The organism is Stenotrophomonas sp. (assembly GCF_050737075.1).
Taxonomy (GTDB): Bacteria; Pseudomonadota; Gammaproteobacteria; order Xanthomonadales; family Xanthomonadaceae; genus Stenotrophomonas.
The window spans coordinates 18620-43837 of record NZ_JBOHXV010000033.1 but is presented as its reverse complement, the minus strand read 5'-3'; the positions used below and the strand labels follow the sequence as shown (position 1 = coordinate 43837).

24 protein-coding genes are annotated in these 25218 nt (G+C 68.0%); 11 read left to right on the top strand and 13 right to left on the bottom strand.

The genetic code is table 11. The features are described from left to right. Positions 1-517 (top strand): DUF3016 domain-containing protein (locus tag ACREPD_RS10240; protein WP_431599232.1); only part of this gene is annotated, 517 nt, incomplete at its 5' end. On the opposite strand, the gene alr is transcribed toward ACREPD_RS10240, so the two are convergent. Both alr and ACREPD_RS10230 read right to left on the bottom strand, forming a co-directional pair. After that, entirely contained in the window at positions 504-1580 is a 1077-nt protein-coding gene (gene alr / locus ACREPD_RS10235; RefSeq protein ID WP_431599231.1) for an alanine racemase, read from the bottom strand. The two genes, ACREPD_RS10240 and alr, sit on opposite strands and share 14 nt — an antisense overlap. Continuing rightward, the gene (locus ACREPD_RS10230; RefSeq protein WP_421569078.1) at positions 1559-2872 is read right to left on the bottom strand and encodes a D-amino acid dehydrogenase; all 1314 of its coding nucleotides are present in this window, start codon (positions 2870-2872) and stop codon (positions 1559-1561) included. The genes alr and ACREPD_RS10230 overlap by 22 nt, the downstream gene beginning before the upstream one ends. Positions 2873-3021: 149 nt before the next feature. On the opposite strand from ACREPD_RS10230, the gene ACREPD_RS10225 reads away from it, so the two are divergent. Continuing rightward, positions 3022-3501 carry an Lrp/AsnC ligand binding domain-containing protein gene (locus ACREPD_RS10225; protein ID WP_421569077.1) on the top strand — a complete coding sequence of 160 codons (480 nt, stop codon included), beginning with the start codon at positions 3022-3024 and terminating at the stop codon, positions 3499-3501. A 64-nt stretch (positions 3502-3565) separates the two neighbouring features. Here ACREPD_RS10225 and ACREPD_RS10220 read toward each other — a convergent pair whose 3' ends face one another. Beyond that, positions 3566-3730: a hypothetical protein gene (locus ACREPD_RS10220; RefSeq protein ID WP_421569076.1), complete on the bottom strand. Its 165-nt coding sequence runs from the start codon at positions 3728-3730 to the stop codon at positions 3566-3568. Between the two features lie 144 nt (positions 3731-3874). Further along, the gene (locus ACREPD_RS10215; protein ID WP_431599233.1) at positions 3875-4264 is read right to left on the bottom strand and encodes a classical arabinogalactan protein 4; all 390 of its coding nucleotides are present in this window, start codon (positions 4262-4264) and stop codon (positions 3875-3877) included. Between the two features lie 129 nt (positions 4265-4393). Here ACREPD_RS10215 and msrB point away from each other — a divergent pair, with 129 nt between their 5' ends. The 5 genes from msrB (at position 4394) to ACREPD_RS10190 (ending at position 7860) form a co-directional block, all read left to right on the top strand. After that, positions 4394-4861 (top strand): peptide-methionine (R)-S-oxide reductase MsrB, encoded by a 468-nt coding sequence (gene msrB, locus ACREPD_RS10210; protein ID WP_431599230.1) that lies wholly within the window; start codon positions 4394-4396, stop codon positions 4859-4861. A gap of 87 nt (positions 4862-4948) precedes the next feature. Beyond that, positions 4949-5803, top strand: a complete 855-nt coding sequence (gene motA / locus ACREPD_RS10205; protein ID WP_431599229.1) for a flagellar motor stator protein MotA — start codon at positions 4949-4951, stop codon at positions 5801-5803. Between the two features lie 9 nt (positions 5804-5812). Continuing rightward, a complete protein-coding gene (gene motB / locus ACREPD_RS10200; RefSeq protein ID WP_431599228.1) occupies positions 5813-6811 on the top strand; it encodes a flagellar motor protein MotB in 999 nt (332 codons plus the stop codon). A gap of 249 nt (positions 6812-7060) precedes the next feature. After that, positions 7061-7570 carry a hypothetical protein gene (locus ACREPD_RS10195; RefSeq protein WP_431599227.1) on the top strand — a complete coding sequence of 170 codons (510 nt, stop codon included), beginning with the start codon at positions 7061-7063 and terminating at the stop codon, positions 7568-7570. 14 nt (positions 7571-7584) lie between these two features. Continuing rightward, entirely contained in the window at positions 7585-7860 is a 276-nt protein-coding gene (locus ACREPD_RS10190; RefSeq protein WP_431599226.1) for a DUF4031 domain-containing protein, read from the top strand. Between the two features lie 126 nt (positions 7861-7986). Here ACREPD_RS10190 and ACREPD_RS10185 read toward each other — a convergent pair whose 3' ends face one another. Then, entirely contained in the window at positions 7987-8529 is a 543-nt protein-coding gene (locus ACREPD_RS10185; protein WP_431599225.1) for a DUF6630 family protein, read from the bottom strand. Positions 8530-8665: 136 nt separating this feature from the next. On the opposite strand from ACREPD_RS10185, the gene ACREPD_RS10180 reads away from it, so the two are divergent. Next, entirely contained in the window at positions 8666-8917 is a 252-nt protein-coding gene (locus ACREPD_RS10180; protein WP_421569068.1) for a DUF3297 family protein, read from the top strand. 85 nt (positions 8918-9002) lie between these two features. Here the strand turns inward: ACREPD_RS10180 and ACREPD_RS10175 are convergent, their stop codons facing one another. The 3 genes from ACREPD_RS10175 to ACREPD_RS10165 all read right to left on the bottom strand — a co-directional run bounded on the left by ACREPD_RS10175 (position 9003) and on the right by ACREPD_RS10165 (position 12163). Then, positions 9003-10646 (bottom strand): Na+/H+ antiporter, encoded by a 1644-nt coding sequence (locus tag ACREPD_RS10175; protein ID WP_431599224.1) that lies wholly within the window; start codon positions 10644-10646, stop codon positions 9003-9005. A 72-nt stretch (positions 10647-10718) separates the two neighbouring features. After that, positions 10719-11369, bottom strand: coding sequence for an alpha/beta hydrolase (locus ACREPD_RS10170; RefSeq protein ID WP_431599223.1), 651 nt, complete (start codon positions 11367-11369; stop codon positions 10719-10721). Then, positions 11366-12163 (bottom strand): dioxygenase family protein, encoded by a 798-nt coding sequence (locus ACREPD_RS10165; protein WP_431599222.1) that lies wholly within the window; start codon positions 12161-12163, stop codon positions 11366-11368. The genes ACREPD_RS10170 and ACREPD_RS10165 overlap by 4 nt, the downstream gene beginning before the upstream one ends. Before the next feature lie 121 nt (positions 12164-12284). On the opposite strand from ACREPD_RS10165, the gene ACREPD_RS10160 reads away from it, so the two are divergent. Further along, positions 12285-13178, top strand: coding sequence for a LysR family transcriptional regulator (locus tag ACREPD_RS10160; protein ID WP_431599221.1), 894 nt, complete (start codon positions 12285-12287; stop codon positions 13176-13178). 202 nt (positions 13179-13380) lie between these two features. On the opposite strand, the gene ACREPD_RS10155 is transcribed toward ACREPD_RS10160, so the two are convergent. Next, the gene (locus ACREPD_RS10155; protein ID WP_431599220.1) at positions 13381-16347 is read right to left on the bottom strand and encodes a bifunctional diguanylate cyclase/phosphodiesterase; all 2967 of its coding nucleotides are present in this window, start codon (positions 16345-16347) and stop codon (positions 13381-13383) included. A 329-nt stretch (positions 16348-16676) separates the two neighbouring features. Here ACREPD_RS10155 and ACREPD_RS10150 point away from each other — a divergent pair, with 329 nt between their 5' ends. Further along, a complete protein-coding gene (locus ACREPD_RS10150; RefSeq protein ID WP_431599219.1) occupies positions 16677-18800 on the top strand; it encodes a M13 family metallopeptidase in 2124 nt (707 codons plus the stop codon). A 312-nt stretch (positions 18801-19112) separates the two neighbouring features. On the opposite strand, the gene ACREPD_RS10145 is transcribed toward ACREPD_RS10150, so the two are convergent. Next, complete coding sequence (locus ACREPD_RS10145) at positions 19113-20027, bottom strand: oxygenase MpaB family protein (RefSeq protein ID WP_431599218.1); 915 nt, start codon at positions 20025-20027, stop codon at positions 19113-19115. A 323-nt stretch (positions 20028-20350) separates the two neighbouring features. Here ACREPD_RS10145 and ACREPD_RS10140 point away from each other — a divergent pair, with 323 nt between their 5' ends. After that, the gene (locus ACREPD_RS10140) at positions 20351-20965 is read left to right on the top strand and encodes a hypothetical protein (protein WP_431599217.1); all 615 of its coding nucleotides are present in this window, start codon (positions 20351-20353) and stop codon (positions 20963-20965) included. Between the two features lie 105 nt (positions 20966-21070). Here the strand turns inward: ACREPD_RS10140 and ACREPD_RS10135 are convergent, their stop codons facing one another. The 3 genes from ACREPD_RS10135 to ACREPD_RS10125 all read right to left on the bottom strand — a co-directional run bounded on the left by ACREPD_RS10135 (position 21071) and on the right by ACREPD_RS10125 (position 25076). Beyond that, complete coding sequence (locus ACREPD_RS10135) at positions 21071-21844, bottom strand: LytR/AlgR family response regulator transcription factor (RefSeq protein ID WP_421569060.1); 774 nt, start codon at positions 21842-21844, stop codon at positions 21071-21073. Next, positions 21834-23093: a sensor histidine kinase gene (locus ACREPD_RS10130; RefSeq protein ID WP_431599216.1), complete on the bottom strand. Its 1260-nt coding sequence runs from the start codon at positions 23091-23093 to the stop codon at positions 21834-21836. The genes ACREPD_RS10135 and ACREPD_RS10130 overlap by 11 nt, the downstream gene beginning before the upstream one ends. Before the next feature lie 333 nt (positions 23094-23426). Next, the gene (locus ACREPD_RS10125) at positions 23427-25076 is read right to left on the bottom strand and encodes a M28 family metallopeptidase (protein ID WP_431599215.1); all 1650 of its coding nucleotides are present in this window, start codon (positions 25074-25076) and stop codon (positions 23427-23429) included. Positions 25077-25218 lie beyond the last annotated feature (142 nt).

Here is a 25218-nt window from a genome sequence, read left to right as displayed (position 1 = left end):
GCTTGTCGGCTGTGCGTCGGCAGCCCCGCGAACGGTCACTGCCCCAGATGCGCCACGTGCGCTCACCGGTGAGAGCCCGGTGCAGGTGACCTGGACCGATCCGGCCCAGTTCACCGAAATCCGCAACAGCCCCAACCGATTTGAGGCTCAAAGCGGCAACTGGGTCTACCAGCTGGCGTCGTATCTGCGCAGCAGCGCGGCCAAACGGCTGGCGCCGGGCCAGACCCTGGAGGTGAAGATCACCGACATCAAGCGCGCGGGCGACTTCGAGCCGCAGCATGGCCCGCGCACCAGTGACATCCGGATCATGCGTAACATCTACCCGCCGCGGATCACCCTCAGCTTCGTGCTGCGCGACGCCAGTGGCGGCGTGATCAGGGAGAGCAGCGAGGAGAAGCTGATCGACATGGGCTACCTGAGCAACACCGGCCTGTTGAGCAACAACGATCCGCTCCGGTATGAGAAGCGGATGCTGGACGACTGGCTGCGCCGCCTGCTGCCGTCTACTGCCCGCTGACCTCACGCGCCACCCGCTTCACCGCGCAGGGCAGCTGGTAGGCACTCACGTTGCACAGCGGGGCCAGCACGTCCAGGCGGGGCGCATCGCCCCACAGCGTCACGGTGCTGCCCACGCCTGCCTGCGGCAGGTCGGTGAGGTCCACGGTGAGCATGTCCATCGACACCCGGCCGATCAGATGGCCGGGTTGGCCATCAATCTGCACCGGGGTGCCGTTGGGGGCGAACTGCGGGTAGCCATCGGCATACCCCAGCGCCACCACGCCCACCCGGGTAGGCCGCTCCGCCACGAAGCGGGCGCCGTAGCCGACCGGTTCGCCGGCGGCGATCTCGCGGGTGGCGAAGATCTTCGACTGCATCGTCATCACCGGGCGCAGGCGCTCGGTGAAGGCGTTGTGCGCCTGCAACGGGTTCGCCCCGTACAGCATCAGGCCCGGGCGTACCCAGTCGCTGCGCACGTCCGGCCAGCCCAGCAGGGCGGGCGAATTGCACAGGCTGGTTTCGCCGGCCAGCCCCTCGATGGCGCTGGCAAACGTGGCGGCCTGCTCGCGGGTACGCGGGCTGTCCAGCTCGTCGGCACGGGCCATGTGGCTCATCAACACCATCGGCGCCACCTGCGGCAGCGCGGACAGGCGCGCATGCGCGGCGCGGAAATCGGCCGGGGCCAGGCCCAGCCGGTGCATGCCGCTGTCCAGCTTCAGCCAGATCTGCAGCGTGGCCTCGGTCTGGAAGGCCTCCACGGCGTCCACCTGCCACGGGGCGGCCACCGCGAACCACAGATCGTGCTGCACGATCAGCGGCAGTTCGGCGGCGTCGAAGAAGCCTTCCAGCAGCAGGATCGGCGTGCTGATGCCGGCCTGGCGCAGTTCCAGCGCTTCTTCAATGCAGGCCACGCCGAACGCGTCGGCCTCGCCCTCCAGCGCGCGCGCGCAGACCACTGCGCCGTGGCCGTAGGCATCGGCTTTTACGGCGGCCAGGGTCTTGCGGCCGCCACCGAGTTCACGGGCCAGGCGGAAGTTGGAGCGCAACGCATCCAGGTCGATCAACGCGCGGGCTGGACGCATGGGGCAGGTTCACTGTGTTGGACGGAGGCGGCGTGGTGGCCGCCGTAACGGAAGATATCCAGGCCTTCGGTGCTGATCTGCGGCTGGCGCGCGTTCATCAGGTCGGCGAGGTAGCGGCCCGAGCCGCAGGCCATGGTCCAGCCCAGCGTGCCGTGGCCGGTGTTGAGGAACAGGTTGCGGTACGGGGTGGCACCCACCACCGGCGTGCCGTCCGGGGTGGCCGGGCGCAGCCCGGTCCAGAACTCGGCGCGCGAGAGGTCGCCGCCCTCGGGGTACAGGTCGCGCACCACCTTCTCCAGCGTGGCACGGCGGCGCGGCGACAGCGACAGGTCGAACCCGCCCACTTCGGCCATGCCGCCCACGCGGATGCGGTCGTCGAAGCGGGTCACGGCCACCTTGTAGCTTTCGTCCAGGATGGTCGAGGTCGGTGCCATCGCCGGGTTGGTGATCGGCAGCGTCAGCGAATAGCCCTTCAGCGGGTACACCGGCAGCTGCATGCCCAGTGGCGCCACCAGCGACGGCGAGTAGCTGCCCAGCGCGACCACGTAGCGGTCGGCGGTTTCCAGCTTGCCGTCGATGCGCACGCCGGTGATGCGGTCGCCGTCGGTTTCCAGGCCCGCGATGTCCTGGTCGAAGCGGAACTCGACCCCGGCATCGATCGCCATCTGCGCCAGGCGGCGGGTGAACAGCTGGCAGTCGCCGGTCTGGTCGCGCGGCAGGCGCAGCGCGCCCACCAGGGTGTCGGCCACGCCGGCCAGCGCCGGCTCGTGGGCGATGATGCCGGCGCGGTCCAGCACCTCATACGGCACGCCGTATTGGGCCAGCACCTCGATGTCCTGCGCGGAGGCGTCGAGCTGCTGCTGGGTGCGGAACAGCTGGGTGGTGCCCAGATCGCGGCCTTCGAATTCGATCCCGGTCTCCGCGCGCAGCTCGTTCAGGCAGTCGCGGCTGTATTCGGACATGCGCACCATGCGCGCCTTGTTGATCGCATAGCGCTCATGGGTGCAGTTGCGCAGCATCTGCGCCAGCCAGCGGTACTGGTGCCAATCCAGGCCCGGGCGGATCGCCAGCGGGGCGTGCTCGGAGAACAACCACTTCACCGCTTTCAGCGGGACCCCGGGGGCGGCCCACGGCGAGGTGTAGCCGAACGAGAGCTGGCCCGCGTTGGCGAAGCTGGTTTCCAGCGCCGGACCGGGCTGGCGGTCCACCACCGTGACTTCAAACCCGGCCTGCCGCAGGTACCAGGCACTGGTCGTGCCGATCACCCCACTGCCAAGGACTAGAACGCGCATCTCACCTCTCCGACCGGATCATTCCCTGCACTGGAGCGTGCCGGGACCATAATTGAGGAAGTATATGCGGCCCAAACCAATCGTTTTTCCTGTTTTTTGAAGCACAGGCAGGGTATTGTCCCGGCAACATCCCCGACAGGTTGACGCGAATGGCCGTGAAAGCCCGCGAGCTGGACAAGATCGACCGCAAGATCCTGCGCATCCTGCAGGACGAAGGGCGCATCTCCTTCACCGAACTGGGCGAGCGCGTGGGCCTGTCCACCACCCCGTGCACCGAACGCGTGCGGCGGCTGGAACGCGATGGCGCGATCACCGGCTACTACGCCCGGCTGGACCCGCACTACCTCAAGGCCAGCCTGCTGGTGTTCGTCGAAATCAGCCTGGCCTACAAGTCCGGCGACATCTTCGAGGAGTTCCGCCGCGCCGCACTGAAGCTGCCCAACGTATTGGAATGCCATCTGGTCTCGGGCGATTTCGACTACCTGCTGAAGGCGCGCATCAGTGAGATGGCTTCGTACCGCAAGCTGCTCGGCAGCACACTGCTGACGTTGCCGCATGTGCGCGAATCCAAGAGCTACATCGTGATGGAAGAGGTCAAGGAAACCTTGACGCTGCCCATTCCGGATTAAGGCGCCCAAATGCAAAAGGCGGCGCGCTTGCGCGCACCGCCCGTGTAGCTGCCGACCAGCCGCATCAACGCTGCTGTTTCTGGTCCTGGTGGCGCTGGTCCTGCTGTTTGCCACCCTTCTGGTTCTGCTGATCCCATTGCTGCTGGTTCTGCTGGCCCGGCTTCTGGTTCTGCTGGCCCTGCTGTTCCTGCGGCATCTTGCCGGGATTGCCCTTTTGCTGATTAGACATGACTACACCTTCTTAGCTTGGGGATGCGCGGTGTTGCGGCGCACGTACAGCGTCTCGCGAATCCGGTTAATCGCAGGCGAAATAGAAGTGAGCTGTGGCGTTGACACTCATGACTGCGGGCGTTGGTTGTGAAACGTTCATGCATCAGGGTTTGATGCGTTGCCCATCGCCACTTGGCACCGCGTCGTAGTAGCGGCCCGTGCGCGTGTCGAGCACGCGGTTCGGACCGGCCTGCTGCATACCCGGCACGATCCGGCCGTTGCGGTCGTAGACCTTCGGCGGCGCGGTGGTGGCGGGCGGCGTGGGCGGCACCACCTGCGCCGGCCCCTGGCTCTGGATCGGGTGGGTGCGCAGTTGCTGCGTGGTCTGCGCCGGCGTGGGTACCGGCGTCGGGGTCGCGGTCGGCACGGGGCTGGTCACCGGGCTGGGCACCGGCCTGGTATCAGTGGGATTGCGTGGCGCTGCAATCTGCGCGGCCGCGCCCAGCGGCAGCAGCACCAGCAGCGACAGGCCAAGCCAGGGAAGGCGGTTCATGGCGGCAGGCTCACGACGGGACAGGCATTCACCCTGCGCCAGCGCGCGTGTCAGCACCATGAACGCCCCTGCCGCTTGCCCCCATCGCCGGCCGCCCCCATTTCTCCGCTACCCCTACGAGGACTGCCCATGACCGCCTTCGACCTCTCCCCGCCCAGCGACGCCCAGCGCCAGGCGCTGATCGCCGGGCTCAGCGCCGACGAACAGCGGGTGCTGCTGCACCACGGCACCGAGGCCCCGTTCTGCGGGGTGTTCCTGGACAACAAGCAGGACGGCGTCTACGGCTGCCGGCTGTGCGGCCTGCCGCTGTTCCGCTCCAGCACCAAATTCGACTCCGGCACCGGCTGGCCGAGCTTCTTCGCGCCCTTCGACGCGGCCCATGTCCACGAAATCCGTGATGTCAGTCATGGCATGGTGAGAACTGAAATCGTTTGCGCCCGCTGTGATAGCCATCTCGGCCATGTGTTCCCGGATGGCCCGCCGCCCACCTTCGAGCGCCACTGCCTCAATTCGGTCTCGCTGTCGTTCACTCCGAACGGCCAGCCGTATCCGGATCCGCTGCAGCGCGGCGGGGCCGAGGCCCAGCCGGCGGGCTGATCAAAAGTGTGACGTCCGACTAACGCCCCCTTCAGAATGTACGCGCCAGGCCGACATGGAGATATCCCCCTCTACCGTGTCGGCCCCATGCTCATCCTTGTTGGCTTCGTCATCGTCATCGTCAGCGTGCTCGGCGGCTATCTCGGCGCGCACGGCAAGCTGGGCGCCCTGTGGCAGCCTTACGAGCTGGTCATCATCGGTGGTGCGGCGCTGGGCGCGTTCCTGGTCGGCACCCCGATCAAGACCGTCAAGCAGACCCTGCAGGCCTCGGTGGGCGTGTTCAAGGGCCCGCGCTACAAGCAGCAGGACTACATCGATGTCCTGAGCCTGCTCTACGAACTGCTCAACAAGGCCCGCCGCGAGGGCTTCATGGCGCTGGAAGACCACGTCGAACGCCCCGGCGACAGCGCCATCTTCGCCAACTACCCCAAGGTCCAGGCCGACCACCACCTGGTGGACTTCATGACCGACTGCCTGCGCCTGATGATCGGCAGCAACATCGAACCGCACGAGCTGGAACCGCTGCTGGAAATGGAGCTGGAAAAGCACCACGCCGAGGCGATGCAGCCCTCGGCCGCCCTCAACAAGGTCTCCGACGGCCTGCCCGGCTTCGGCATCGTGGCCGCGGTGCTGGGCATCGTGATCACCATGGGCTCGATCGGCGGTGCCATCGAGGAAGTGGGTGCACACGTGGCAGGCGCCCTGGTCGGCACCTTCCTGGGCATTCTGCTCGCCTACGGCTTCGTCAGCCCGCTGGCCGCCGCCGTGGAAGCGCGCGCCGAGCAGGACAGCCGCATCTATGAGTCGGTGAAGACCGCCCTGCTGGCCTGCCTGCGCGGCTACAACCCGAAGATCGCGCTGGAATTCGCCCGCAAGACGTTGCCGTCGCACGTCCGCCCGGGCTTCAGCGAATTCGAAGCGCACCTGAAGACGGTCAAGTAAGGCACCGCCATGGCCGAGAACAAACCCACCGTCATCGTCCGCCGGGTCAAGAAGGGCGGCCACGCCGCCCATCATGGTGGTGCGTGGAAAGTGGCGTATGCCGACTTCGTGACCGCCATGATGGCGTTCTTCCTGGTGCTGTGGCTGATGGCGGCCACCACCAAGCCCGAGCGCGCGGCCATTTCCGAGTACTTCCGCAACCCCAGCCCGTTGTCCGGGCAGAGCTCGACCCCGGCCCCCGGCATGGCCGGCCCGGGCGGTGCCAGCACCTCGATGATCAAGCTGGGCGGCGCCACCGATGTCTCGCGCGGCAACAGCAACGACCCCTTCCAGAATCAGCAGGCCGAGCGCCCGGTGCCGCAGCAGGACGAGCGTGAGCGCGAGAAGAAGCAGCTGGAAGTGCTCAAGCAGGAGCTGGAAGAGGCGATCAGCAAGAGCCAGGCGCTGGAGCCGTTCAAGGACCAGCTGCTGCTGGACCTGACCCCGGAAGGCCTGCGCATCCAGATCGTGGACAAGCAGAATCGGCCGATGTTCGACATGGGCAGCGCGGCGCTCAAGCCGTACACGCGCGAGATCCTGCGCGAGCTGTCGCAGTTCATCAACCACGTGCCCAACCGGATCAGCATCACCGGCCACACCGACACCACCGCCTACAACGCCGCCCACGGCTACAGCAACTGGGAGCTCAGCGCCGACCGCGCCAATGCCGCCCGGCGCGCCCTGCTCGATGGCGGCATGAGCGACGACAAGGTCACCCGCGTGGTGGGCCTGTCGTCCTCGGTGCTGTTCGACAAGACCCAGCCGGACAACCCGATCAACCGCCGCATCAGCATCGTGGTGATGACCAAGGCCGCCGAGGCCGCCGCGCTGGCCGGTTCCGGCCAGCAGGTGGCGCTGTCGCCGGCCGTGCAGGACCCGGACATCCACGCCAGCCAGGCCGCGCCGGCCGTGCCGGTGCCGGTACCCGTGCTGGCCCCGGCCGCCGCGCCCGCCGCCGCCTCGCCCTGAGGCGGTCGGCGGGCGGGACGGCCATGCCGGCGTGACGACCAACGGTCGTTACCTACCGGGGTCACGCCATGCCGCTGCGCCCCGGTAGGGTCGCGCCCCAGCCGACTGCCGATACCGCTGCAACGCTCGATGTCGGCATGAAAACGCCCTGAAACAGCGCCTTCACTGGCCGCACGGCCGGCGCTCCCCAGCATCCCTCCCCGGCCGGCACTACAATGGCGGTCTTTCCCCTCAAGACAGACCGAGTCCATGTCCAAGCAGTCCAAGGCCAAGCGCGACAAGCGCAAGAAGCTCCAGCCCAAGCGCCCGATCAACCGCCTCAACGCCCAGCAGTCGGTGCAGAACCATGCCGTGCTGACCAACGAAGAAGGCCAGGTGGTCGCTGCTATCGGCCTGCAGGGCAACGAATGGCTGCTGGCCATCGGCGGCCAGACCATGGGCAACGCCGACAACCCGGTGCCGATGCTGGCCATGCTCAAGCACCTCTCCAACGTGCAGGAGAAGGAAGGCCGCAAGGTCACCCTGGAATACTCGACCCAGCTGCAGCAGCTGATCGACGACCTGGCCGCTGACGAAGGCACCACCGCCGACGAGTACCTGACCAAGCTGGTTTCCGAGTTCGAAGGCGTGGAAGGTGAGGAAGGCGACGAGGCCGACGACGCCGACAGCACCGCCGAAGACGCTCCGGTTGCCGACGACGCCGCTGCCGCAGAGGGCGACGCTGCCCCGGCCGCCAGCGACGACAAGCCGCAGGCCTGAGCCACGGCCACCCGGTGACGGTCTATATCGACGATGCGGTACACCCCTGGCGCGGCGAGCGCTGGGCGCATCTGATGGCCGACACCCTGCCCGAGCTGCACGCCATGGCGGCGCAGCTCGGCATTCCCCGGCGGGCGTTCCAGAACCGCCGCAGCGGCGCCCACTACGACGTGCCCGCCCCGCTGCGCCTGCAGGCCATCGCGCTGGGCGCGACGGCGATTTCCAGGCATACCGACCGGGCCCTGGTAAAAGCGGTCATCGCCAACGCAAGGACGCAGTACGACGGGTAGCCCCGGCCGTTGGCCGGACACCGCGCGCAGCGCGGCACAAACATCCGGAACCGATGCGTTGCAGCGCCGAACATCCAACCGGCGTTTAGACCCCGGCGGAACCGCGTGTCAGGCGTTCATGGTGGATCAGAACGGGTCCGACCCCGGCCGCACTTCCACGCCCAGCAGCGAGCACAGCGCCAGCATGGCGTCGTCGTCGCGCTGCAGCGCCATCCAGCCGGCCAGGCCACCGTTGCCGGTGTCCACGCTCCACAGCGAGTAGTTGTTCTCGCGCAGGCGGTCGTAGGCGGTGCCCATCAGCCGGGGCGCGTCCACGGCGGCGGCGAAGTCCTCATCATCCAGATCGCCGCCCCAGTCCAGCTGCAGGTTCCAGCGCGCGGCCAGCTCGTTGACGGCAGACATCAACGCATCGGCATCCTCGCGGTCCACCTCGAACCCGGACTGCCAGGCAATGGCGGCCATCAACGGCGGCAGCCAGTCGGCCTCTTCGTCGATCTCCTCGCCGCTTTCCAGCAGCGCCTCGCGCCAGCGGTTGAACTGCTGCAGCCCCAGCTCTTCATCACCGGGATTGATCAGCACGAACAGGTTCCAGATCCGCGCCTCGAAATCGTCTTCGTCGAAGTCGCGCTCGTCTTCCTCGAAGTCGAAATAATCGCTGTTGTCGGGCATGGCCGGTATTCCTGGAGACAGGCAGGCATTCTGCCGTGCGCGGGCGTTGGCAGGAAGCGAAATTCGGCCGTGGCACCGCTACGGTTTATCCTGTGCGCCTGAAGACGGCCGTGGTGGCCGTCAGCATCCGGCACCCATGAGCGATACCCCTCCCGATCACCTGGCGATCAACCCGGCCAGCCCCTTCCACGATGCCGCTGCGCTGGAGCGCGGCGTGGGCATCCGTTTCAACGATGTCGAGCGCGACAACGTCGAGGAATACTCGGTCAGCGAAGGCTGGGTCCGCGTGCAGGCCGGCAAGGCCCGCGACCGCCGCGGCAACCCGATGACCATCAAGGTCAAGGGCACTGTGGTGGCGTATTACCTGGATCAGAAGCCCGAGGCCTGATTTCGGGCCGAGGGCGTAGAGCCACCCCATGGGTGGCTGTTCTTCGTTCCGGCACCGCGCAGCCACCCATGGGGTGGCTCTACAGTCACTCCCGTTGCCGCGTTTCCAGCAGGTCCAGGTTGCGGATCAGCCGGCGCGCGATCTCGTCGGAGATCCGCCCGCGCCGGGTCAGCCGGAACAGCTCCTCGCGCTCGGCGGTGAGCCCCGCGGTGCGCAGCTGGCGGTAGCCCTGCTCCATGCGCCGCACCTTCTCCGGGTCGCTGTCGGGGCCCTGCTCCTTCTCCAGGTTGCGCTGGTACAGCAGGCTCACCCGCGACGCCGCGTCGTTGTAGAGCTGCACGTTGTCGGTGGTCTGGTTCTGCACCAGCTGCTGGCGCATGCGCTCCACCCCGGCCAGCGCCGCCTTGGACGCCAGCCGCCGGGCCAGGTCCTCTTCCTTGCGCTCGCCCGAATCGGCCGGCAGTTCCAGCCCCTTGAGCAGGCGCGGCAGCGCCACGCTGGCGCCCACCAGCGACACCAGGATCACCGCCGCCGCCAGGAAGATCACCAGGTCACGTGCCGGGAAGGCACTGCCGTCCGGCAGGAACAGCGGCAGGGTCAGCACGCCGGCGAGCGTGATCGCACCGCGCACACCGGCCAGCGAGGTGGCCACCACGATCCGCCAGGAGGTGCCGGGGCGTGCCTCGCCGCGATGGCGCGCGCGCAGCACGCTCCAGCGCAGCGACAGCCACACCCAGGCCAGGCGCAGCAGCACCAGCGCCAGGTTGATCACCACCACGTACACCAGCAGCCACCACGCGCTGTGGTGGCCGCTTTCGCTCACGGTGGTGATGGCGCGGTCCACGATGCCGGGCAGCTGCTCGCCGAGCAGCACGAACATGATGCCGTTGAAGCTGAACTGCAGCATGTTCCACACCGCCGTGCGCTGCACCCGCATGCTGCCCGAGACGCGGCCGGTGAGCTCCACATAGCTCATGGTGATGCCCGCCGCCACGGCGGCCAGGATGCCCGAGGCATTGGCCTCTTCGGCCAGCAGGTAGGCGGCGAACGGAATCAGCAGGTTCACCAGCAGCGCCGCGCCGGGCTCTTCGCCGAAGCGCCGCCACAGCCAGCGCTGGAAGGTGGACACGCCCAACGTGACCGCCACGCCGATCACCAGCCCCGCCACCGCCACCCACAGGAAGGTGAGCGAGGCGGTGGCCAGCGAGAATGTGCCGGTCATCACCGCGGCCACCGCGAAGCGGAAGCAGACCAGGCCGGAGGCATCGTTCAACAGCGACTCGCCTTCCAGGATGTGCATCAGCCGCTTGGGAATGGGCGCGCGCGAGGCGATCGAACTGACCGCCACCGGATCGGTCGGCGAGATGATCGCCGCCAGCGCGAACGCCACCGCCAGCGGCATCACCGGAATCATCCAGTGGATGAGCAGGCCCGCGCCGATCACGGTGAACACCACCAGCCCGAACGCCAGCTCCAGGATCACGCCCTTGTCGCGGAACAGGCCTTGTTTTGGAATGCGCCAGCCGTCCAGGAACAGCAGCGGCGGCAGGAACAGCAGGAAGAACATCTCCGGTTCCAGCGCGTGGCCGCGGTTGAATACACCGGAAATGACGGCGCCAAGGCCGATCTGCACCAACGGCAGCGGCAGCGACAACGGCAGTACGCGGACCAGGTAGCCGCTGGCGACTACCGCCACCAGCATCGCCAGGACGACTTCAATCGTATGCATGCATTTTCCAGAGAGCCTGGAAAAAAATTACCACACCCACCCCGAACCGCGTACGACAGCGGTCGCCGCCGCTCAGTGTGCGGGCAGCAGGTGTGCCGCCGCCCAGGCGTGGAAATCGGCCTGCATCGGTGCGGTCAGCGCGTGGTCGACGGCATAGCCCTGCAGTTGATGCGCTACGCCGAGCGCCTGCAAGCGTGCCGATGCGGCGGTGGCCAGCGCGAAGGGCAGCTTGCTGTCGTGGTGGCCATGCAGGATCAGCCCCTGCACATCGCGCTGCGCGATATCGGCCGGAACCTGCGGTGCGATCTCCGGCAGGATGCGCCCGGACAGCACCGCGAAACGTGCGGCAACCTGCGGCGCGGTCAACGCCACACTGGCACTCATGATCCCGCCCTGGCTGAAACCGGCCACCAGCGTCTGCCGCGCGGCCAGCCCAAGCGCGGTCTGCTGCGCGCGCACGAAGTCCAGCAGCAGCAGCCGGCTGGCCTCGGCCTGGGCCGGGTCGATCACCGGCCCCTGCGCGCCGAACTGCACGGTGAACCAGCCAAAGGCATCGGGCCCGAACGCCAGCGGTCCGCGTGGCAGCACCACGTGCAGGCGCGGATCCAGCCCGTGCGCCAGCGGCAGCAGCGAGCGCTCGTTGCTGCCCACGCCGTGCATCAGCACCACCAGCCCCTGCGCGGGGCCGGTGGCCGGGCGCAGCACCGTGTGCAACGCGCTCATGCCGCCGCCTCGCCGTCGAAGCGGTAGATGTCCATCGCCAGCATGCCCGCGTCGATACCGGCGTCGATGCGCTGCGCGCCCAACACCTCGCTGCCTGCCGCACCCAGCGCGAAATGCAGCGGCTGGAAATGCTCGTCGGTGGGGTGCGCACGTTCGGCATGCGGCGCCTGGCGGCGGTAGTCGAGCAGTGCGGCGGTATCGTCGGCCTGCAGGCGCTGCTCCACCCATTCGATGAAGGGCCGCACGTACGGCGCCTCGCCCCCGCTCTGGTACTCGCGGAAGTCATGCAGGTTGTGGGTGATGCTGCCCGAACCGACCAGCAGCACGCCCTGCTCGCGCAGCGGCGCCAGCGCGCGACCCAGCGCGAACTGGTGGGCCGGGCCCTGCAGCGGCTGCAGCGCCAGCGGCACCACCGGAATGTCGGCCTCCGGGTAGAGCAGGCGCAGCGGCACCCAGGCGCCGTGGTCGAGGCCACGGGTCGGGTCCACGGCGGGCGCCAGCCCGGCGGCGGCCAGCCGCCGCGCGACCTCGGCGGCCAGTTCCGGGTCGCCCGGCGCCGGGTACTGCAGGTCGAACAGCGCCTGCGGGAAGCCGCCGAAATCGTGGATGGTGGGCGGCTTCGGGTGCGCACCCACCACCGGCTGGCGGGTCAGCCAGTGTGCCGAGGCCATCACGATCGCGCGTGGACGCGGCAGCTGCGCGGCCAGCTCGGCCAGCCGCACGCCCACCAGCCCCGGGTGCAGGGCGGTCATCGGCGAACCGTGGGAGATGTACAGCGAGGGCAGACGGGTCATGGCGGTGCTCCAGTGGGGACACGGCAACGGGCGGGGCCCGATGCCAGACCGCCAGCGTATTGCGTCCACCAGAGCGGATAAATACGATGATCCGACGCTGTTCATTACAGGATTCGCAACAATGGACACTCTCGAGGCGATGCGCGTGTTCGTGGCGGTGGTCGAGCGCAACGGCTTCAGCGCCGCCGCCCAGGCGCTGGAGATGTCCACCGCGGGCGTCACCCGCCAGATCGCCGCGCTGGAAAAGCGCCTGTCCGCGCGCCTGCTCAACCGCACCACGCGGCGGGTGAGCCCCACCAGCACGGGCGCTGCGTACTACGAGCAATGCGTGCAGCTGCTGGCGCAGTTCGATGCGCTGGAGGCGGGCATTGGCGCGCAGGCACTGGAGCCGTCGGGGCTGCTGCGCATCAATGCGCCGGTGAGCTACGGCATCGCCCGGCTGGGGCCGCTGCTGGCCGGCTATCGCCAGCGGTACCCGCAGGTGCAGCTGGATCTTTCGCTCTCCGACCGGCTGGTGGACATGGTGGAGGAAGGCTACGACCTGGCCATCCGCATCACCCGCCAACCCGGGCCGTCGCTGATCGCGCGCAAGCTGGCCGAAACCCGCATCAGCCTGTGCGCGGCGCCGGCCTACCTGGCTGCGCATGGTCACCCGCAACAGCCGGAAGACTTGGCCGCGCACGAATGCCTGGGCTACAGCTATTGGGGCGGCGGTGATGCGTGGCAGCTGCGTGGGCCGCGTGACGAGGTCGCGGTTGCGGTGCACGGCGGCGTGCGCGCCAACAATGGCGATGTGCTGCGCGAGGCGGCGATTGCCGGGCTGGGCATCATCGTGCAGCCGGACTTCCTGGTCGCCGACGCGTTGGCCGATGGCCGCCTGCAGCGGGTGCTGCCCGAATGGGACGTGCCTGCCATTGGCATCTATGCGGTGTACACCAGCCGCAGCCATCTGGCGCCGAAGGTGCGCAGCTTCATCGATTACCTGGTGGAGGCGTTGGCGGAACCGACGGGGTAACCCGATCGGGGGGCACCTACCGGGGCGGCGCCGACTGGGTTGCGCCGACTGGGTTGCGCCGACTGGGTCGCGCCGACTGGGTTGCGCCGACTGGGTTGCGCCGACTGGGTAGAGCCGACTGTTAGTCGGCTGCTCCCGCCGGCACACGTAAACCGCGCGCTTCGCGCGCAGCCGACTAACAGTCGGCTCTACCCAGTCGGCTCTACCCCGCCGGCTCTGCCTGCGTTGCGGTGGTCTCCAACCGCGCGATGACATCCACCAACGGTGCCGGCCGGCCGAGCAGATAGCCCTGCACCTGGTCGCAGCCGTGTGCGGCCAGCCACTGGTGCTGGCCCGGCGTTTCCACGCCTTCGGCGATGATGGTCAGCCCCATGCTGTGCCCCAGCGACAACAGCGCGCGGCAGATCGAGGCGTTGCGCGGGTTGGTTTCCACGTCCGCCACGAAGCTGCGGTCGATCTTCAGGATGTCCAGCGGCAGGTGCTGCAGGTAGGACATGTTCGAATAGCCGGTGCCGAAGTCATCCAGCGAAATGCAGATGCCCTGCTCGTGCATGCGCTGCATGGTCTGCTTGGCCTGGCCGGGTTTGCGCATCAGGCTGCTCTCGGTCAGCTCCACGTGCAGCGCGCCGCGGGCCAGCCCGAACTCCTGGCTGGCACGGCTGAACTCGGCCACCAGGTCGCTGTTGAAGAACTGCACGGCGGACACATTCACCGCAATCGGCAGGTCCCAGCCGGCGTCCACCAGCTGCCGCTGCGCCCGCGCGGCCTCGCGGATCACCCAGCGCCCGAGCGCCAGGATCAGCCCGGTGTCTTCGCACAGCTGGATGAACTCGCCCGGCGGAATGAAGCTGCCGTCGGACTGCGGCCAGCGCAGCAGCGCTTCCAGCGACGCCGGCGTGCCGTCGGTGGCGTGGCAGATCGGCTGGAAGTACAGCGCGAATTCGGCATCGATCGCGCTGTGGATGCGCCCCGCCAGGCGCAGCCGGTCGGCCAGCCGCGCACTCACCGCGCTGTCGAACCAGGCGATCACACTGCCTTCGTCGCGCGCGGCGTGGGCGGCCTGCGCGGCCATGCTGATGACCTGTTCGGCGCTGACCACATCGCCGTCGTACTTCACCGCCACGCCGATCCGCGGCTCGAACTGGTGCAGCCAGTCCTGCCCACGCACCGGCTCGGACACCGTCTGCACCAGCGTGTCCAGCGCGGTCTGGCGTTCGTGGTCGTCGCGGATGGCAAAGATGAAATCCTCCGCCGGCTGGAACGCCAGCAGCCCATAGCGCACGCCCAAGCCACCCAGGCGCTTGGCCATGGCCTGCAGCACCACCTCGCCGACCTCCCGGCCCAGTGTGTCGGCCACCAGCTGCAACCCGCGGAACTGCACGTAGGCGATGGTGTAGCTGCCGCCCTCCTCGTCCAGCTGCGCGGCCAGCGCGCGCGTGTTGAGCAGGCCCGTGGCCGGGTTGTGGGTGGCGTGGTAGGCCAGGTCGCGCTCGTAGGCCATGCGGTCGCTAATGTCCTCGGCCAGCACCAGGCACGCCTCGCGCCCGTCGAAATCCAGCCGGGAAAGGTGCGCGCGCACCTCGAACAGGGTGCCGTCCTTGCGCCGGTGCAGCCGCACCTTGGCATCCTGCAGCTCGCCGTTGGTGGCACTGGCGATGGCCACGCGGATTTCTTCCCAGCCTTCGCGCGGGCGGATGTCCAGGATGCTCATCGCCAGGAACTCGTCGCGGCTGTAGCCGTACTGGCGCACGGCCGCCTCGTTGACCTCCAGGAAGCGCAGCGTGTCCGGGTCGAATACCCAGAACGGCGCCGGGTTGCGGTCGAACAGCAGGCGGAACTGGCGCTCGGCCTGCTGCGCGCGCGCCAGCGCCTGCACCCGCTCGCTCACGTCGGTAAGCGCGCCGATCATGCGCCGCTCGCGGTCGGTCGCGCCGACCTGCTGCCCGCGTGCGGACACCCAGCGAATGTGCCCGCCGGGCAACACGATGCGGAACATCTCATCGAGCACGCCGTTGTTGGCGAAGGCATGGTCGAACGCCGCCTGCAGGCGCTGCGCGTCTTCGCGGTGCACGCGCTTGAAGAAGTCGGCCACCGGCAGCGCGTCGGCCTCGATCCCGAAGATCTCGCGCGCCAGCGGCGACCAGCGCAGCACCGCCGCGTCTTCGTCCACCGTCCACGTGCAGATCTTGCCGACCTGGTGGGCCATGTGCAGCTCGGCATGGCCGGTGCGCAGCTCCTCGCTCATCGCATCCTGGCGGCGGGTCGCGCGGCGAAGGCTGGTATAGACCAGCGCGAACGCGCCCCAATACAGCAGGAACAGGCCCACCGACGCCTGCACGTACGGCCACCATGGCGCCAGCACGTCCTGCCGACCCAGCCCGGCGTAGACCGCCAGCGGGTACTGGCCCAGCGTGGTCAGGGTGGAAATGCGCTCCACGTGATCGATCGGGCTGGTCTCGATGCCCAGCGGCGTCACCGCGTCGCGGCGCAGCATCTCGCGCCGCTGCAGGTCGAAGCGCTGCCCGGTGAGGCCTTCCTGATCGGGGCTGCGCGCCAGCACATGGCCGCCGGCATCGCTGATCGAGATGACCCCGTTGCGGCCGGTGTCCAGGCCGCTGATGATCGACTGCAGCTCGCTGGTATGCAGCCGGCTCAGCAGCCAGCGGTTCTCGCCCATGTGCAGGGCAAGCGGCAGCACCCAGCGCCGGCCGTCCAGCGGCTGCGGCGGGCCGAGGTAGAGGTAACTTTCCGCGCCACGGTGCGCGTCCACGGCCCACAGCGGCAGGTTCAGGTCGCCGCTGCCACTGGTCAGCGCGCGCCCGTGTTCGTCCACCACCACGATGCTGTCCAGTTCGGCATGCCGCTGCAGGACCCCGCCGATGGCGTCATCGAGCAGGTCAGGGGCCTGTTCCGGCACCCGTTCGAACAGCAGCGCACCATCGGCGGCAATGCCGCGCATGGCCCGTTCCAGGTTGCGCAGCTCCAGCCGCAGCAGCCGCTGCGAGCCGGCCGCCAGGGCCGAGCTCTGCCGCTGTGCCGCTTCCTGCCGGCGCTGGAAGTCGTTCACCAGCATGAGCACCAGGCCCACGCCCAGCAGCACGCCCAGGCCGATGCCCAGCGACACGATCGCCCGCAACGGCCGCGCCATGGCGTGGTTCATCGCAGGCATCGGGCATCTCTTCCGCAGTCACGGACTGGCTTCATCTGTAAACGATTCCTGGATTCCCCAAACCTGAGCGGCCGATGTCGCAATTTCTTGACGTCTGTTTTGCCGGTTTCCCCACCGGCAACGCCTTGCGCCAGCGCTCGTGGCCCAGCATGCACCAGCCCGCTCGGCGCGGGAAGCAGAATAACCGCCGTCACAGGTTGGCCGGCTGCATGAATAGCGGCGGGCGCCGGCGCCTTCGGTAATTGAACCTGTCTGGGGGTGCGGCGGGCGCCCTCTCCCGCGGCCGGCGGGAGATTAGACTTGGGGTTTTCCCGTTGCCTGAGAAGTCCATGCCCAAGCTGCGCCGCCCCACCCTGATGCTTGCCATCGCCGCCAGCCTGTCGCTGGGCCTGGCCGCCTGCGACCGCGAGCCGGCCGCCCCCGCCGCCACGCCCGCCGCCGACAGTGCTGCCACCCCGCCCGCCGCACCCAAGCCGCAGCTGGGCAGTTTCGGCTTCGACGCCACCGGCATGGACCGCAGCGTCGCCGCCGGCGACGACTTCTTCGGTTTCGCCAACGGCACCTGGGTCAAGAACACCGAAATTCCGGCGGACCGCTCCAGCTACGGCAGCTTCAACGTCATTTCCGAGAAGACCCTGGCCGACACCCGCGCCATCCTCGAAGGCGCCGCGGGCGACACCAAGGCCAGCGGCGAGACCAAGCTGATCGGCGACTACTACGCCGCGTTCATGGACGAGGCCGGCATCGAATCGCGCGGCATCGGGGCGATCAAGCCCGAGCTGGACGCCATCGGCGGCATCGCCGACAAGGCCGCGCTGGCCACCGCCCTGGGCGGCACGCTGCGCGCCGACGTGGACCTGCTCAACGCCACCAACTTCTACACCGACCGCCTGTTCGGCACCTGGGTGTCGGTGGATCTGCTGCAGCCCGACCGCAACGCCCCCTACCTGGTGCAGGGTGGCCTGGGCCTGCCGGACCGCGACTTCTACCTGCAGGGCGGCCGCATGGCCGAGCTGCGCAAGCAGTACCAGGCCTATATCGCCCAGGTGCTGCAGCTGGCCGGCGTCGCCGACCCGGCCGCCAAGGCGCAGCGCATCCTCGCGCTGGAAACCAAGATCGCCCAGGCGCACGCCACCCAGGAAGAAACCAACGACGTCGCCAAGGGCGCCAACGCGTGGAAGCAGGCCGACCTGAACGCCAAGGCGCCGGGCATGGACTGGACCGCCTTCCTGGCCGCCGCCGGCCTGGACAAGCAGGACGACTTCATCGTGTGGCAGCCCAAGGCCGTGGCCGGCATCTCGCGCCTGGTCGCCACCGAGCCGCTGGACGTGTGGAAGGACTACCTGGCCTTCCATGCGCTGGACCGCGCCGCGCCGTACCTGCCCAAGGCCATCGCTGACGCCCGCTTCGCCTTCCACGGCACCACCCTCAACGGCACCCCGCAGCAGAGCGAGCGCTGGAAGCGTGCGGTGGATGAAAGCAACAGCGCCGTCGGCGAAGCCATCGGCAAGCTGTACGTCGAACGCCACTTCGACCCGGCCACCAAGGCGCGCGCCGACGAGATGGCCAAGAACATCATCGCCGCGTTCGCCAAGCGCATCGACGCGCTGGAGTGGATGTCGCCGCAGACCAAGGCGCACGCCAAGGCCAAGGTCGAAGGCCTCACCGTGAGCATGGGCTACCCGGACAAGTGGCGCGATTACAGCGGCCTGGAAGTGAAGCGCGACGACGCGCTGGGCAACGCCGAGCGCGCCAGCCTGTTCGAGTACCGCCGCAACCTGGCCAAGCTGGGCCAGCCGGTCGACCACAGCGAGTGGGCGATGCTGCCGCAGACCATCAACGCCATGAACGTGCCGCTGGAAAACCGCCTGGTGTTCCCGGCCGCGATCCTGCAGCCGCCGTTCTTCGACGGTGCGGCGGACGATGCGGTGAACTACGGCGCGATTGGCGCGGTGATCGGCCACGAGATCAGCCACGGCTTCGACAACGCCGGCGCGCTGTTCGACGAGACCGGCAAGCTGCACAACTGGTGGACGGCCGACGACCTGAAGAAGTTCAACGCCGCAGGCGATGCGCTGGCCGCGCAGTTCAGCAGCTACCAGCCGTTCCCGGGCGTGTCGGTGAATGGTCGCCTCACCTTGGGCGAGAACATCGCCGACGTGGCCGGCCTGGCCACCGCCTACGATGCCTACCAGCTTTCGCTGCAGGGCAAGCCGGGCCAGACCCTGGAAGGCTTCACGCCGGACCAGCGCTTCTTCCTGGGCTTCGCGCAGGCGTGGCGCAGCAAGGCGCGTGAGCAGGCCCTGCGCAATTCGCTGCTGACCAACGTGCACGCACCGGGCCAGTTCCGCGCGCTCACCGTGCGCAACCTGGACGCGTGGTACCCGGCATTCGACGTCAAGGAAGGCCAGAAGCTGTACCTGGCCCCGGACAAGCGGGTCAAGGTGTGGTGACAAAAACGGGCGCTTCGGCGCCCGTTTTTTTTGGGATGCCTACCAACAACGCACGCATCAGCGCATCGCCGGTAGGGTCGGTTCCCAAACGACTGCCGATAACAATGATCGGCACGGTGACGCATGACGTTGAACGGAGAGACGCCTTCGTTTCAGGTCATGCGCAAATGAAATCACGCACGTTATCGGCAGTCGTTCGGAAACCGACCCTACCAATGCGTCGAACAGTGCGGCGTCACCAGACATCGAACAGCGCGGCGTCATGAATGCATCGAACAATGCGGCGCCACCAATGCAGCGCACAGTGCCGCATCACCAATGCGTCAACGTGCTGATCGGCACGTCCACCCGTGCGCACGCACGGGCGGCTACACCGTCCTGCAGCGCGCGGCGGAACAGCGGCGACATGCCCTGCAGCAACCGCGCCGACGCACGGGCTTGGGTGCGCTGCAGCGGCGTGCGTTCGAGCATCGTTGTGGCCCACTCCGGCAGCAGCGCCGCGCCGGCGCCCAGGAACAACTCGCGCGACAACCCCGCCATCGGCACCGGCAGGCGGATGCTGGACAGCACCGCCAGCACTTCGTGCGAGCGCGCATCGAAACGCAGCACCGATTGCTGTTGCGCAAAGTACGCCGCTACCGCCGCTTCCGAGGCGGGCACCTCGGTGGCGCCCAATGCTTCGGCCACGCGCCGGTACTCGTCGTAGTAGCGGTCGGCCATCGCCTCCGGCACCTCGCGGCAGTAACGCCGGTAGCCCTGCAGGAAGCCGTACGCCTCGGTCACATGCACCCAGGTCAGCAGCGCCGGATCGTCGGCCGAATACGCCTGCCCTTCCGGGGTCTGCCCGCGCACCTGCGCGTGGATGCGCTTCACCTTCGCCACCAGCGCATCCACTTCCTGCGTGGCGGCGTAGCTGGTGCACGCCACGAACGCCGTCGTGCGGCGCAGCCGCCCCACCAGGTCGTCGCGGAAGTTGGAATGGTCGTACACCCCGGCCAAGGCCAGCGGGTGCAGGGTCTGAAGCATCAGCGCGCATAACCCGCCCGACAGCATCCCGGGGAAATCGGCGTGCACGCGCCAGGTCGCGCTGTCCGGCCCGAACCAGCCGGGTTCGCCCAGCGGGTGGTCGTAATCGATACCGCTCTGGCCGCGGGGGAAGGCGCTCAGTACCCAGCGGCGGATCGGCGTGGTGGCGGGGCTCGACAAGCGGTGCAGCAACGACGGCATCAGGCGGTCCAGAACGGGGAGCGGAGGCCGCCAAGCTGCGCGGTTGCGTCAATTCTGCGTGATCTCCGACACCCCGGCCACGTTGAGAACCTCAATTTCCCGTCGATTGTGCATTTGCAGCAAATAGAGGGGCGGTTTTTGGACTTTTGCCAGCGGTTTTCAATGTCGCATCGCACAAATTTTCTCGGCCCTCGCCTATTCAGCTGAGGCCCCTGCGGCGATTTGTCGCACTGCCCATTGCCAACCGCAACCAAAGTGCTAGAACTGAACCCGCCTCACCGTCCGTCCAAATGCGCCGCTGCACGTTCCCGAAGGAGCCCGTGATGATCGCTTTGTTCAAAGGTTTAGGTTTACTGCTCCAGGACAACGAGCTCTACGGCAGCCCGTTCGAAAAGCAGGTCGCGCATTGGCGCAACAAGAGTGAGCAGCAGATCCGCGAGGAAGTGGCCACCCTGGCCAAGGCCAAGGGTCAATGGCTCATGGCGTCCATCGTGGGCTGGCAGGCGGCCTCGCTGCTGATCCTGGGCCTGATCGCCAATTACCTGTGGAAGGACGACTTCCATATCACCTTCACCCGCGTGGTGATCATCTTCGGTTCGTGGGTCTCGATCCTGTTCGTGATCTGGTTCATGGCCAACATGTTCGACCACACCGCCGGCTTCGAGCGTTGGATGAAGGCCTTCAACAGTCGCGCCCGCATCACCTCCGACGCCGACAGCATCGAGTGCGTGGCCGAAGCGCTGGACATGGCCCAGCACTACCCGGAAGTGCTGGACTACAAGCAGGTGGTCAGCGCCAGACGCGAGCTGCGCCACGAAGACATCCGCATCATGCGCGAGATGGGCCGCATGAAGCAGCACTCCGAACTGGTGGGCCAGCTCAACCATGTCGGCGAGCAGGACAACGGCCACAACCTGCATTTGCAGCCCGCTTTCTGACCACGCCATGCAGCGGGGCAGAGCCCCGCTCTACGGCAAGGTTCAAGGGGGGTCCCAATGCCACCGTGAGCGATCACGGTGGCATTGTCTTTTGCACGCCTTGGATCACATGCCCCGGAACAGGCTCATGAACGGCTGGCTCACGCTGATCAGTTCGGGACGCTGCTTCAAGCGCAGCTGGCCGCGCCCGGTGTCGTCGCGGGTCACCGCCGCCACCGCCGTCATGTTGACGATGGTGGAGCGATGCACCTGGCGGAAGCGCTGCGGGTCCAGCACTTCCAGCAGCTCACGCAGCGGCGTGCGCAGCAGGCTTTCGCCGGCTTCGGTCACCACCGTGGTGTACTTGCTGTCGGCGCGGAAGTAGACCACGTCCTCCAGCATGATCAGCTGCGTGTCGCGCCCGTTGCTGGCGGTGATCCAGGCCAGCGGCGGTGCGCTGGAACGCGCGCCCGGCTGCTGGCCAAGGCGCTGCAGCAGCTGCTCGAGCATCGCGCTGTCCGGCCGGCCCATCTGCATGCGCGCCAGGATGCGCTCGCGCGTGGCCAGCAGGCGCTCGTCGCTGACCGGCTTGAGCAGGTAATCGATGGCCCCGTGCTCGAACGCGTCGATGGCGTACTGGTCGTACGCGGTCACGAACACCACCTGCGTGCGCGGGCTGATCTCCGGTAGCGCGCGCGCCACCTCGATACCGCTGATGCCGGGCATGCGGATGTCGAGCAGTGCCAGGTCCGGCTTCAGCTCGGCCAGGCGTTCCAGCGCGCTGGCACCGTCCTCGCATTCGGCCACCAGCCGCAGTTCCGGCCACAACCGTTGCAACTGGGCCACCAGCGACTGGCGCAGCAGGTCTTCGTCTTCGGCAATAAGGGCATCAAGCTGCATGGATCGCCTCGCGTGCGTCGCGCGGCAGGGTGATCGTTGCCGCCACGCCGCTGGGGAAGTTGGATACGATCGCCACGCCCGCGCGATCACCACAGGTCAGGCGCAGGCGCTCACGCAGGTTCTTCAGGCCGATGCCGGTGCCGCTGCTGCCCTGACCGAAGCCCAGCCCGTCGTCGGCGACGGTGAGGGTGACGTGGTCGTCGAAGGCGCGCGCGATGATCCACACCGTGCCGCCGCCGGGCTTGGGTTCCAGCCCGTGCTTGATCGCGTTTTCCACCAGCGTCTGCAGCGCCATCGACGGCAGCGGCAGCGATTCCAGCGCCGGCGGTACATCCACCTGCAGCGCCAGCCGCGCGCCCATGCGGATTTTGAGGATTTCCAGGTAGGCCTTGGTGCGATCGAGTTCCACGCCGAGGGTGGACATCGACTCGTCCACGCTCGGCAGCGAACTGCGCAGGTACTGGATCAGGTGCCCCAGCATCTGGTCGGCGCGCGGCGGGTCGGTGCGGGTCAGCACCTGTGCGTTGGCCAGCGTGTTGTAGAGGAAGTGCGGTTCGACCTGCGCGTGCAGCAGGTTGAGGCGGGCTACCGACAGTTCCTTTTCGGTGGCGGTCTGTTCTGCAGCGGCCTGTTCGTCGCGGCGCTGTTCGGACACGCGGCGGGTGATGGCGCGGCCGACCGCTTCGGCGTTCTCGTAGTTGCTGCCTTCGTCCACCGCCAGCAGGTCGGCCCATACGCCGGCATCGGGTTCGAACAGCAGGGTCACGCTGCTGGTGCCCTGCCCCGGGGTGACCGTGGCCAGCACGCTGTTGCGCTTGATCGCCCACCGTGCCGGCAGGTTCCAGCGCGACGGCGGCCGGCCGTTGTAGGGGTCCACGCGGCGCACATAGGCGCGCACCTGCAGGCTGCCGGCGGCGCTTTCGATGTCTTCCACGCGCGGCAGTTCCTTGACCGCCTGTTCGACCAGGCTGAAGGCCGCGCCGGCATCCATCGGCAGCTCGATCTGGCGGCGCTGGCGGCTGGACACGGTGGCCGCATCCAGGTGCCCGGCCAGGGTCGAGACCCGGCGCAGGTGGGTGATGCAGCTGCCCAGCGCGGTGATCATCAGGAACAGGGCCAGCAGCCCGAACACCCAGCCGGGGCCTTCGTCCATGCCGTGGAAGAAGCCGCTCCACACGAACCCGGCCACGACGATCGCCGCGGCCCAGGCCACCAGAATACGGAGAATCAGGGAAAGGCTGGCAAACACGGCGGCGTCTTCACGATGGGATGGTGTGAGGATAGCCCTGCCGCTCGAGGGAACAAGCGGGATGCGACGAAAGCGGGGTTTGACGCGACGAAGGCGCGTAGAGCCACCCCATGGGTGGCTGCTCTCCGTTCCGGCACCGCGAAACCACGCATGGCGTGGCTCTACGTTGGGGGTCCGGGGCCGCGAAGCCACGCATGGCGTGGCTCTACGTCGGGGGTCTGGGGCCGCGAAGCCACGCATGGCGTGGCTCTACGTCGGGGGTCTGGGGCCGCGCAGCCACGCATGGCGTGGCTCTACGTGCGGTCCGGCCGGCGGGTGCCGGCCGGCGCATTCTTACTTGCGGTCGGCGGCGCTGGCGTCACGCGGGCCGCGGAACTGGGAGTCATCGCTCCAGTTCGGCCAGGCGCGGGAATTGGCCAGCTGGTTGCCCAGCGTGTACAGCACTTCCAGGTCGCGCGAGGCACCGGCGAAGGTCCAGTCCGGCTGCCACTCGTCGCCCTGCTGGTGGTAACGCTTGGCGGTGTACTCGTCCGAGGCCTGCTTGCCTGCGGCCACGCCACCGTCCACCCAGTCCTGGCCCGCCGAGTACGACACCGCCGGCACGCTACGCTTGGCGAACGGGAAGTGGTCGGAACGGAAGAACAGGCCCGCTTCCGGCTTCGGGTCCGGCGTGTAGCGGATGTCCCAGCCCTTGGCCACGTCCTTCAGCTGGTCCAGCAGCTCCAGCTTCGCCGAGCCGTAGATGCCGAAGTCGCGCGACGGACCGAACGGCGCCATGCCGTCCATGTTGATCACCGCCACCGTCTTGGCCAGCGGATACAGCGGGTGGCTGGCGTAGTACTCCGAGCCCAGCAGGCCCTTCTCCTCGGCAGTCACCGCCAGGAACAGCACCGAACGCTCCGGGCGCTTGCCCTTGGCAAAGCCACGCGCCAGCTCCACCAGCGAAGCGGTGCCGCTGGCGTTGTCCAGCGCGCCGTTGAAGATGGTGTCGCCGTTGGCGTCCGGCTTGCCCACGCCGATGTGGTCCCAGTGCGCGCTGTACACCACGGTCTCGTCCGGGTGCTTGCTGCCTTCCAGGCGTGCGGCCACGTTGTGCGAGGTGATTACCTCGCTCTTCACCGCGTACTTGGCCGACAGGGTCTCACCCTTCAGCTCCACCGGCTTGAAATCGCGGCTCTGCGCCTGGCGCTTGAGCGTGTCGAAGTCCTGGCCGGCGCGCTTGAACAGCTCCACCGCCAGATCACGCTGGATCCAGCCTTCCAGCAGTGGGTGCGCCTCGGCCGGGTTGTCGCGGACCACGTCGAACATGGTGTTGGTGTTGGACCCGGCCACCGTGGCCCAGCCGTACGACGCGGGCGCGGTCTCGTGCACGATCAGCACGCCCAGCGCACCCTGGCGGGCACCCTCTTCGTACTTGTAGGTCCAACGGCCGTAGTAGGTCATGCCCTTGCCGTCGAAGTCGCCTTCGCCGGTTTCGAAGTCCGGGTCGTTGATCAGCACCACGGCGATCTTGCCCTTCAGGTCCACGTCCTTGAAGTCGTTCCAGTTGCGCTCCGGCGCGTTCACGCCGTAGCCCAGGAACACCAGCGGTGCGTTCTGGATATCGACCTCGGTGGCGCCGTTCATGGCGGCGCGCACGGCGATTTCCTTGCCCTGTGTGAGCGACTGCGGCTTGCCCTTGCTGGACAGCGCGAGGCTCGGGGTGCCGACGATGTCGCCCTTGCGCAGCGGCACGGCCTGGGTCCACAGGCGCTTGCCGTCCTTCAGGTCGCCGCCGGGCTGCAGGCCGGCAGCGGCGAACTGCTTGCTCAGGAAGGCGATGGTCTTCTCTTCACCGGCCGTGGCGGGTGAGCGGCCTTCGTAGGCGTCGGAGGCCAGTTCCTTGACGTCCGCGGAGATCCGCGCGCCATCGAATTTCGGCGTCGCCGCCATCAGGGCGCTGGACACCGACAGTGCCAGCACGCTCAATACCACTCGCTTCATCGTTCTCTCCGCTGTTGGGACAACCCCACCATCAACGGATCATAACCGTCCCGCGCGCGCCATGAACCACAAGAGCCGGCCAACGGCCGGCGCTACCGCTTTCGGTTGATTGATCCCGATCCCAACCACCACGTAACGGTTC

Excerpts from the sequence above, each read along its gene's own strand:
- alr (WP_431599231.1), bottom strand. The coding sequence starts at position 1,580 with ATGCGTCCAGCCCGCGCGTTGATCGACCTGGATGCGTTGCGCTCCAAC.
- ACREPD_RS10230 (WP_421569078.1), bottom strand. The coding sequence starts at position 2,872 with ATGCGCGTTCTAGTCCTTGGCAGTGGGGTGATCGGCACGACCAGTGCC.
- ACREPD_RS10225 (WP_421569077.1), top strand. The coding sequence starts at position 3,022 with ATGGCCGTGAAAGCCCGCGAGCTGGACAAGATCGACCGCAAGATCCTG.
- ACREPD_RS10220 (WP_421569076.1), bottom strand. The coding sequence starts at position 3,730 with ATGTCTAATCAGCAAAAGGGCAATCCCGGCAAGATGCCGCAGGAACAG.
- ACREPD_RS10215 (WP_431599233.1), bottom strand. The coding sequence starts at position 4,264 with ATGAACCGCCTTCCCTGGCTTGGCCTGTCGCTGCTGGTGCTGCTGCCG.
- msrB (WP_431599230.1), top strand. The coding sequence starts at position 4,394 with ATGACCGCCTTCGACCTCTCCCCGCCCAGCGACGCCCAGCGCCAGGCG.
- motA (WP_431599229.1), top strand. The coding sequence starts at position 4,949 with ATGCTCATCCTTGTTGGCTTCGTCATCGTCATCGTCAGCGTGCTCGGC.
- motB (WP_431599228.1), top strand. The coding sequence starts at position 5,813 with ATGGCCGAGAACAAACCCACCGTCATCGTCCGCCGGGTCAAGAAGGGC.
- ACREPD_RS10195 (WP_431599227.1), top strand. The coding sequence starts at position 7,061 with ATGTCCAAGCAGTCCAAGGCCAAGCGCGACAAGCGCAAGAAGCTCCAG.
- ACREPD_RS10185 (WP_431599225.1), bottom strand. The coding sequence starts at position 8,529 with ATGCCCGACAACAGCGATTATTTCGACTTCGAGGAAGACGAGCGCGAC.
- ACREPD_RS10180 (WP_421569068.1), top strand. The coding sequence starts at position 8,666 with ATGAGCGATACCCCTCCCGATCACCTGGCGATCAACCCGGCCAGCCCC.
- ACREPD_RS10175 (WP_431599224.1), bottom strand. The coding sequence starts at position 10,646 with ATGCATACGATTGAAGTCGTCCTGGCGATGCTGGTGGCGGTAGTCGCC.
- ACREPD_RS10170 (WP_431599223.1), bottom strand. The coding sequence starts at position 11,369 with ATGAGCGCGTTGCACACGGTGCTGCGCCCGGCCACCGGCCCCGCGCAG.
- ACREPD_RS10165 (WP_431599222.1), bottom strand. The coding sequence starts at position 12,163 with ATGACCCGTCTGCCCTCGCTGTACATCTCCCACGGTTCGCCGATGACC.
- ACREPD_RS10160 (WP_431599221.1), top strand. The coding sequence starts at position 12,285 with ATGGACACTCTCGAGGCGATGCGCGTGTTCGTGGCGGTGGTCGAGCGC.
- ACREPD_RS10155 (WP_431599220.1), bottom strand. The coding sequence starts at position 16,347 with ATGCCTGCGATGAACCACGCCATGGCGCGGCCGTTGCGGGCGATCGTG.
- ACREPD_RS10150 (WP_431599219.1), top strand. The coding sequence starts at position 16,677 with ATGCCCAAGCTGCGCCGCCCCACCCTGATGCTTGCCATCGCCGCCAGC.
- ACREPD_RS10145 (WP_431599218.1), bottom strand. The coding sequence starts at position 20,027 with ATGCCGTCGTTGCTGCACCGCTTGTCGAGCCCCGCCACCACGCCGATC.
- ACREPD_RS10140 (WP_431599217.1), top strand. The coding sequence starts at position 20,351 with ATGATCGCTTTGTTCAAAGGTTTAGGTTTACTGCTCCAGGACAACGAG.
- ACREPD_RS10135 (WP_421569060.1), bottom strand. The coding sequence starts at position 21,844 with ATGCAGCTTGATGCCCTTATTGCCGAAGACGAAGACCTGCTGCGCCAG.
- ACREPD_RS10125 (WP_431599215.1), bottom strand. The coding sequence starts at position 25,076 with ATGAAGCGAGTGGTATTGAGCGTGCTGGCACTGTCGGTGTCCAGCGCC.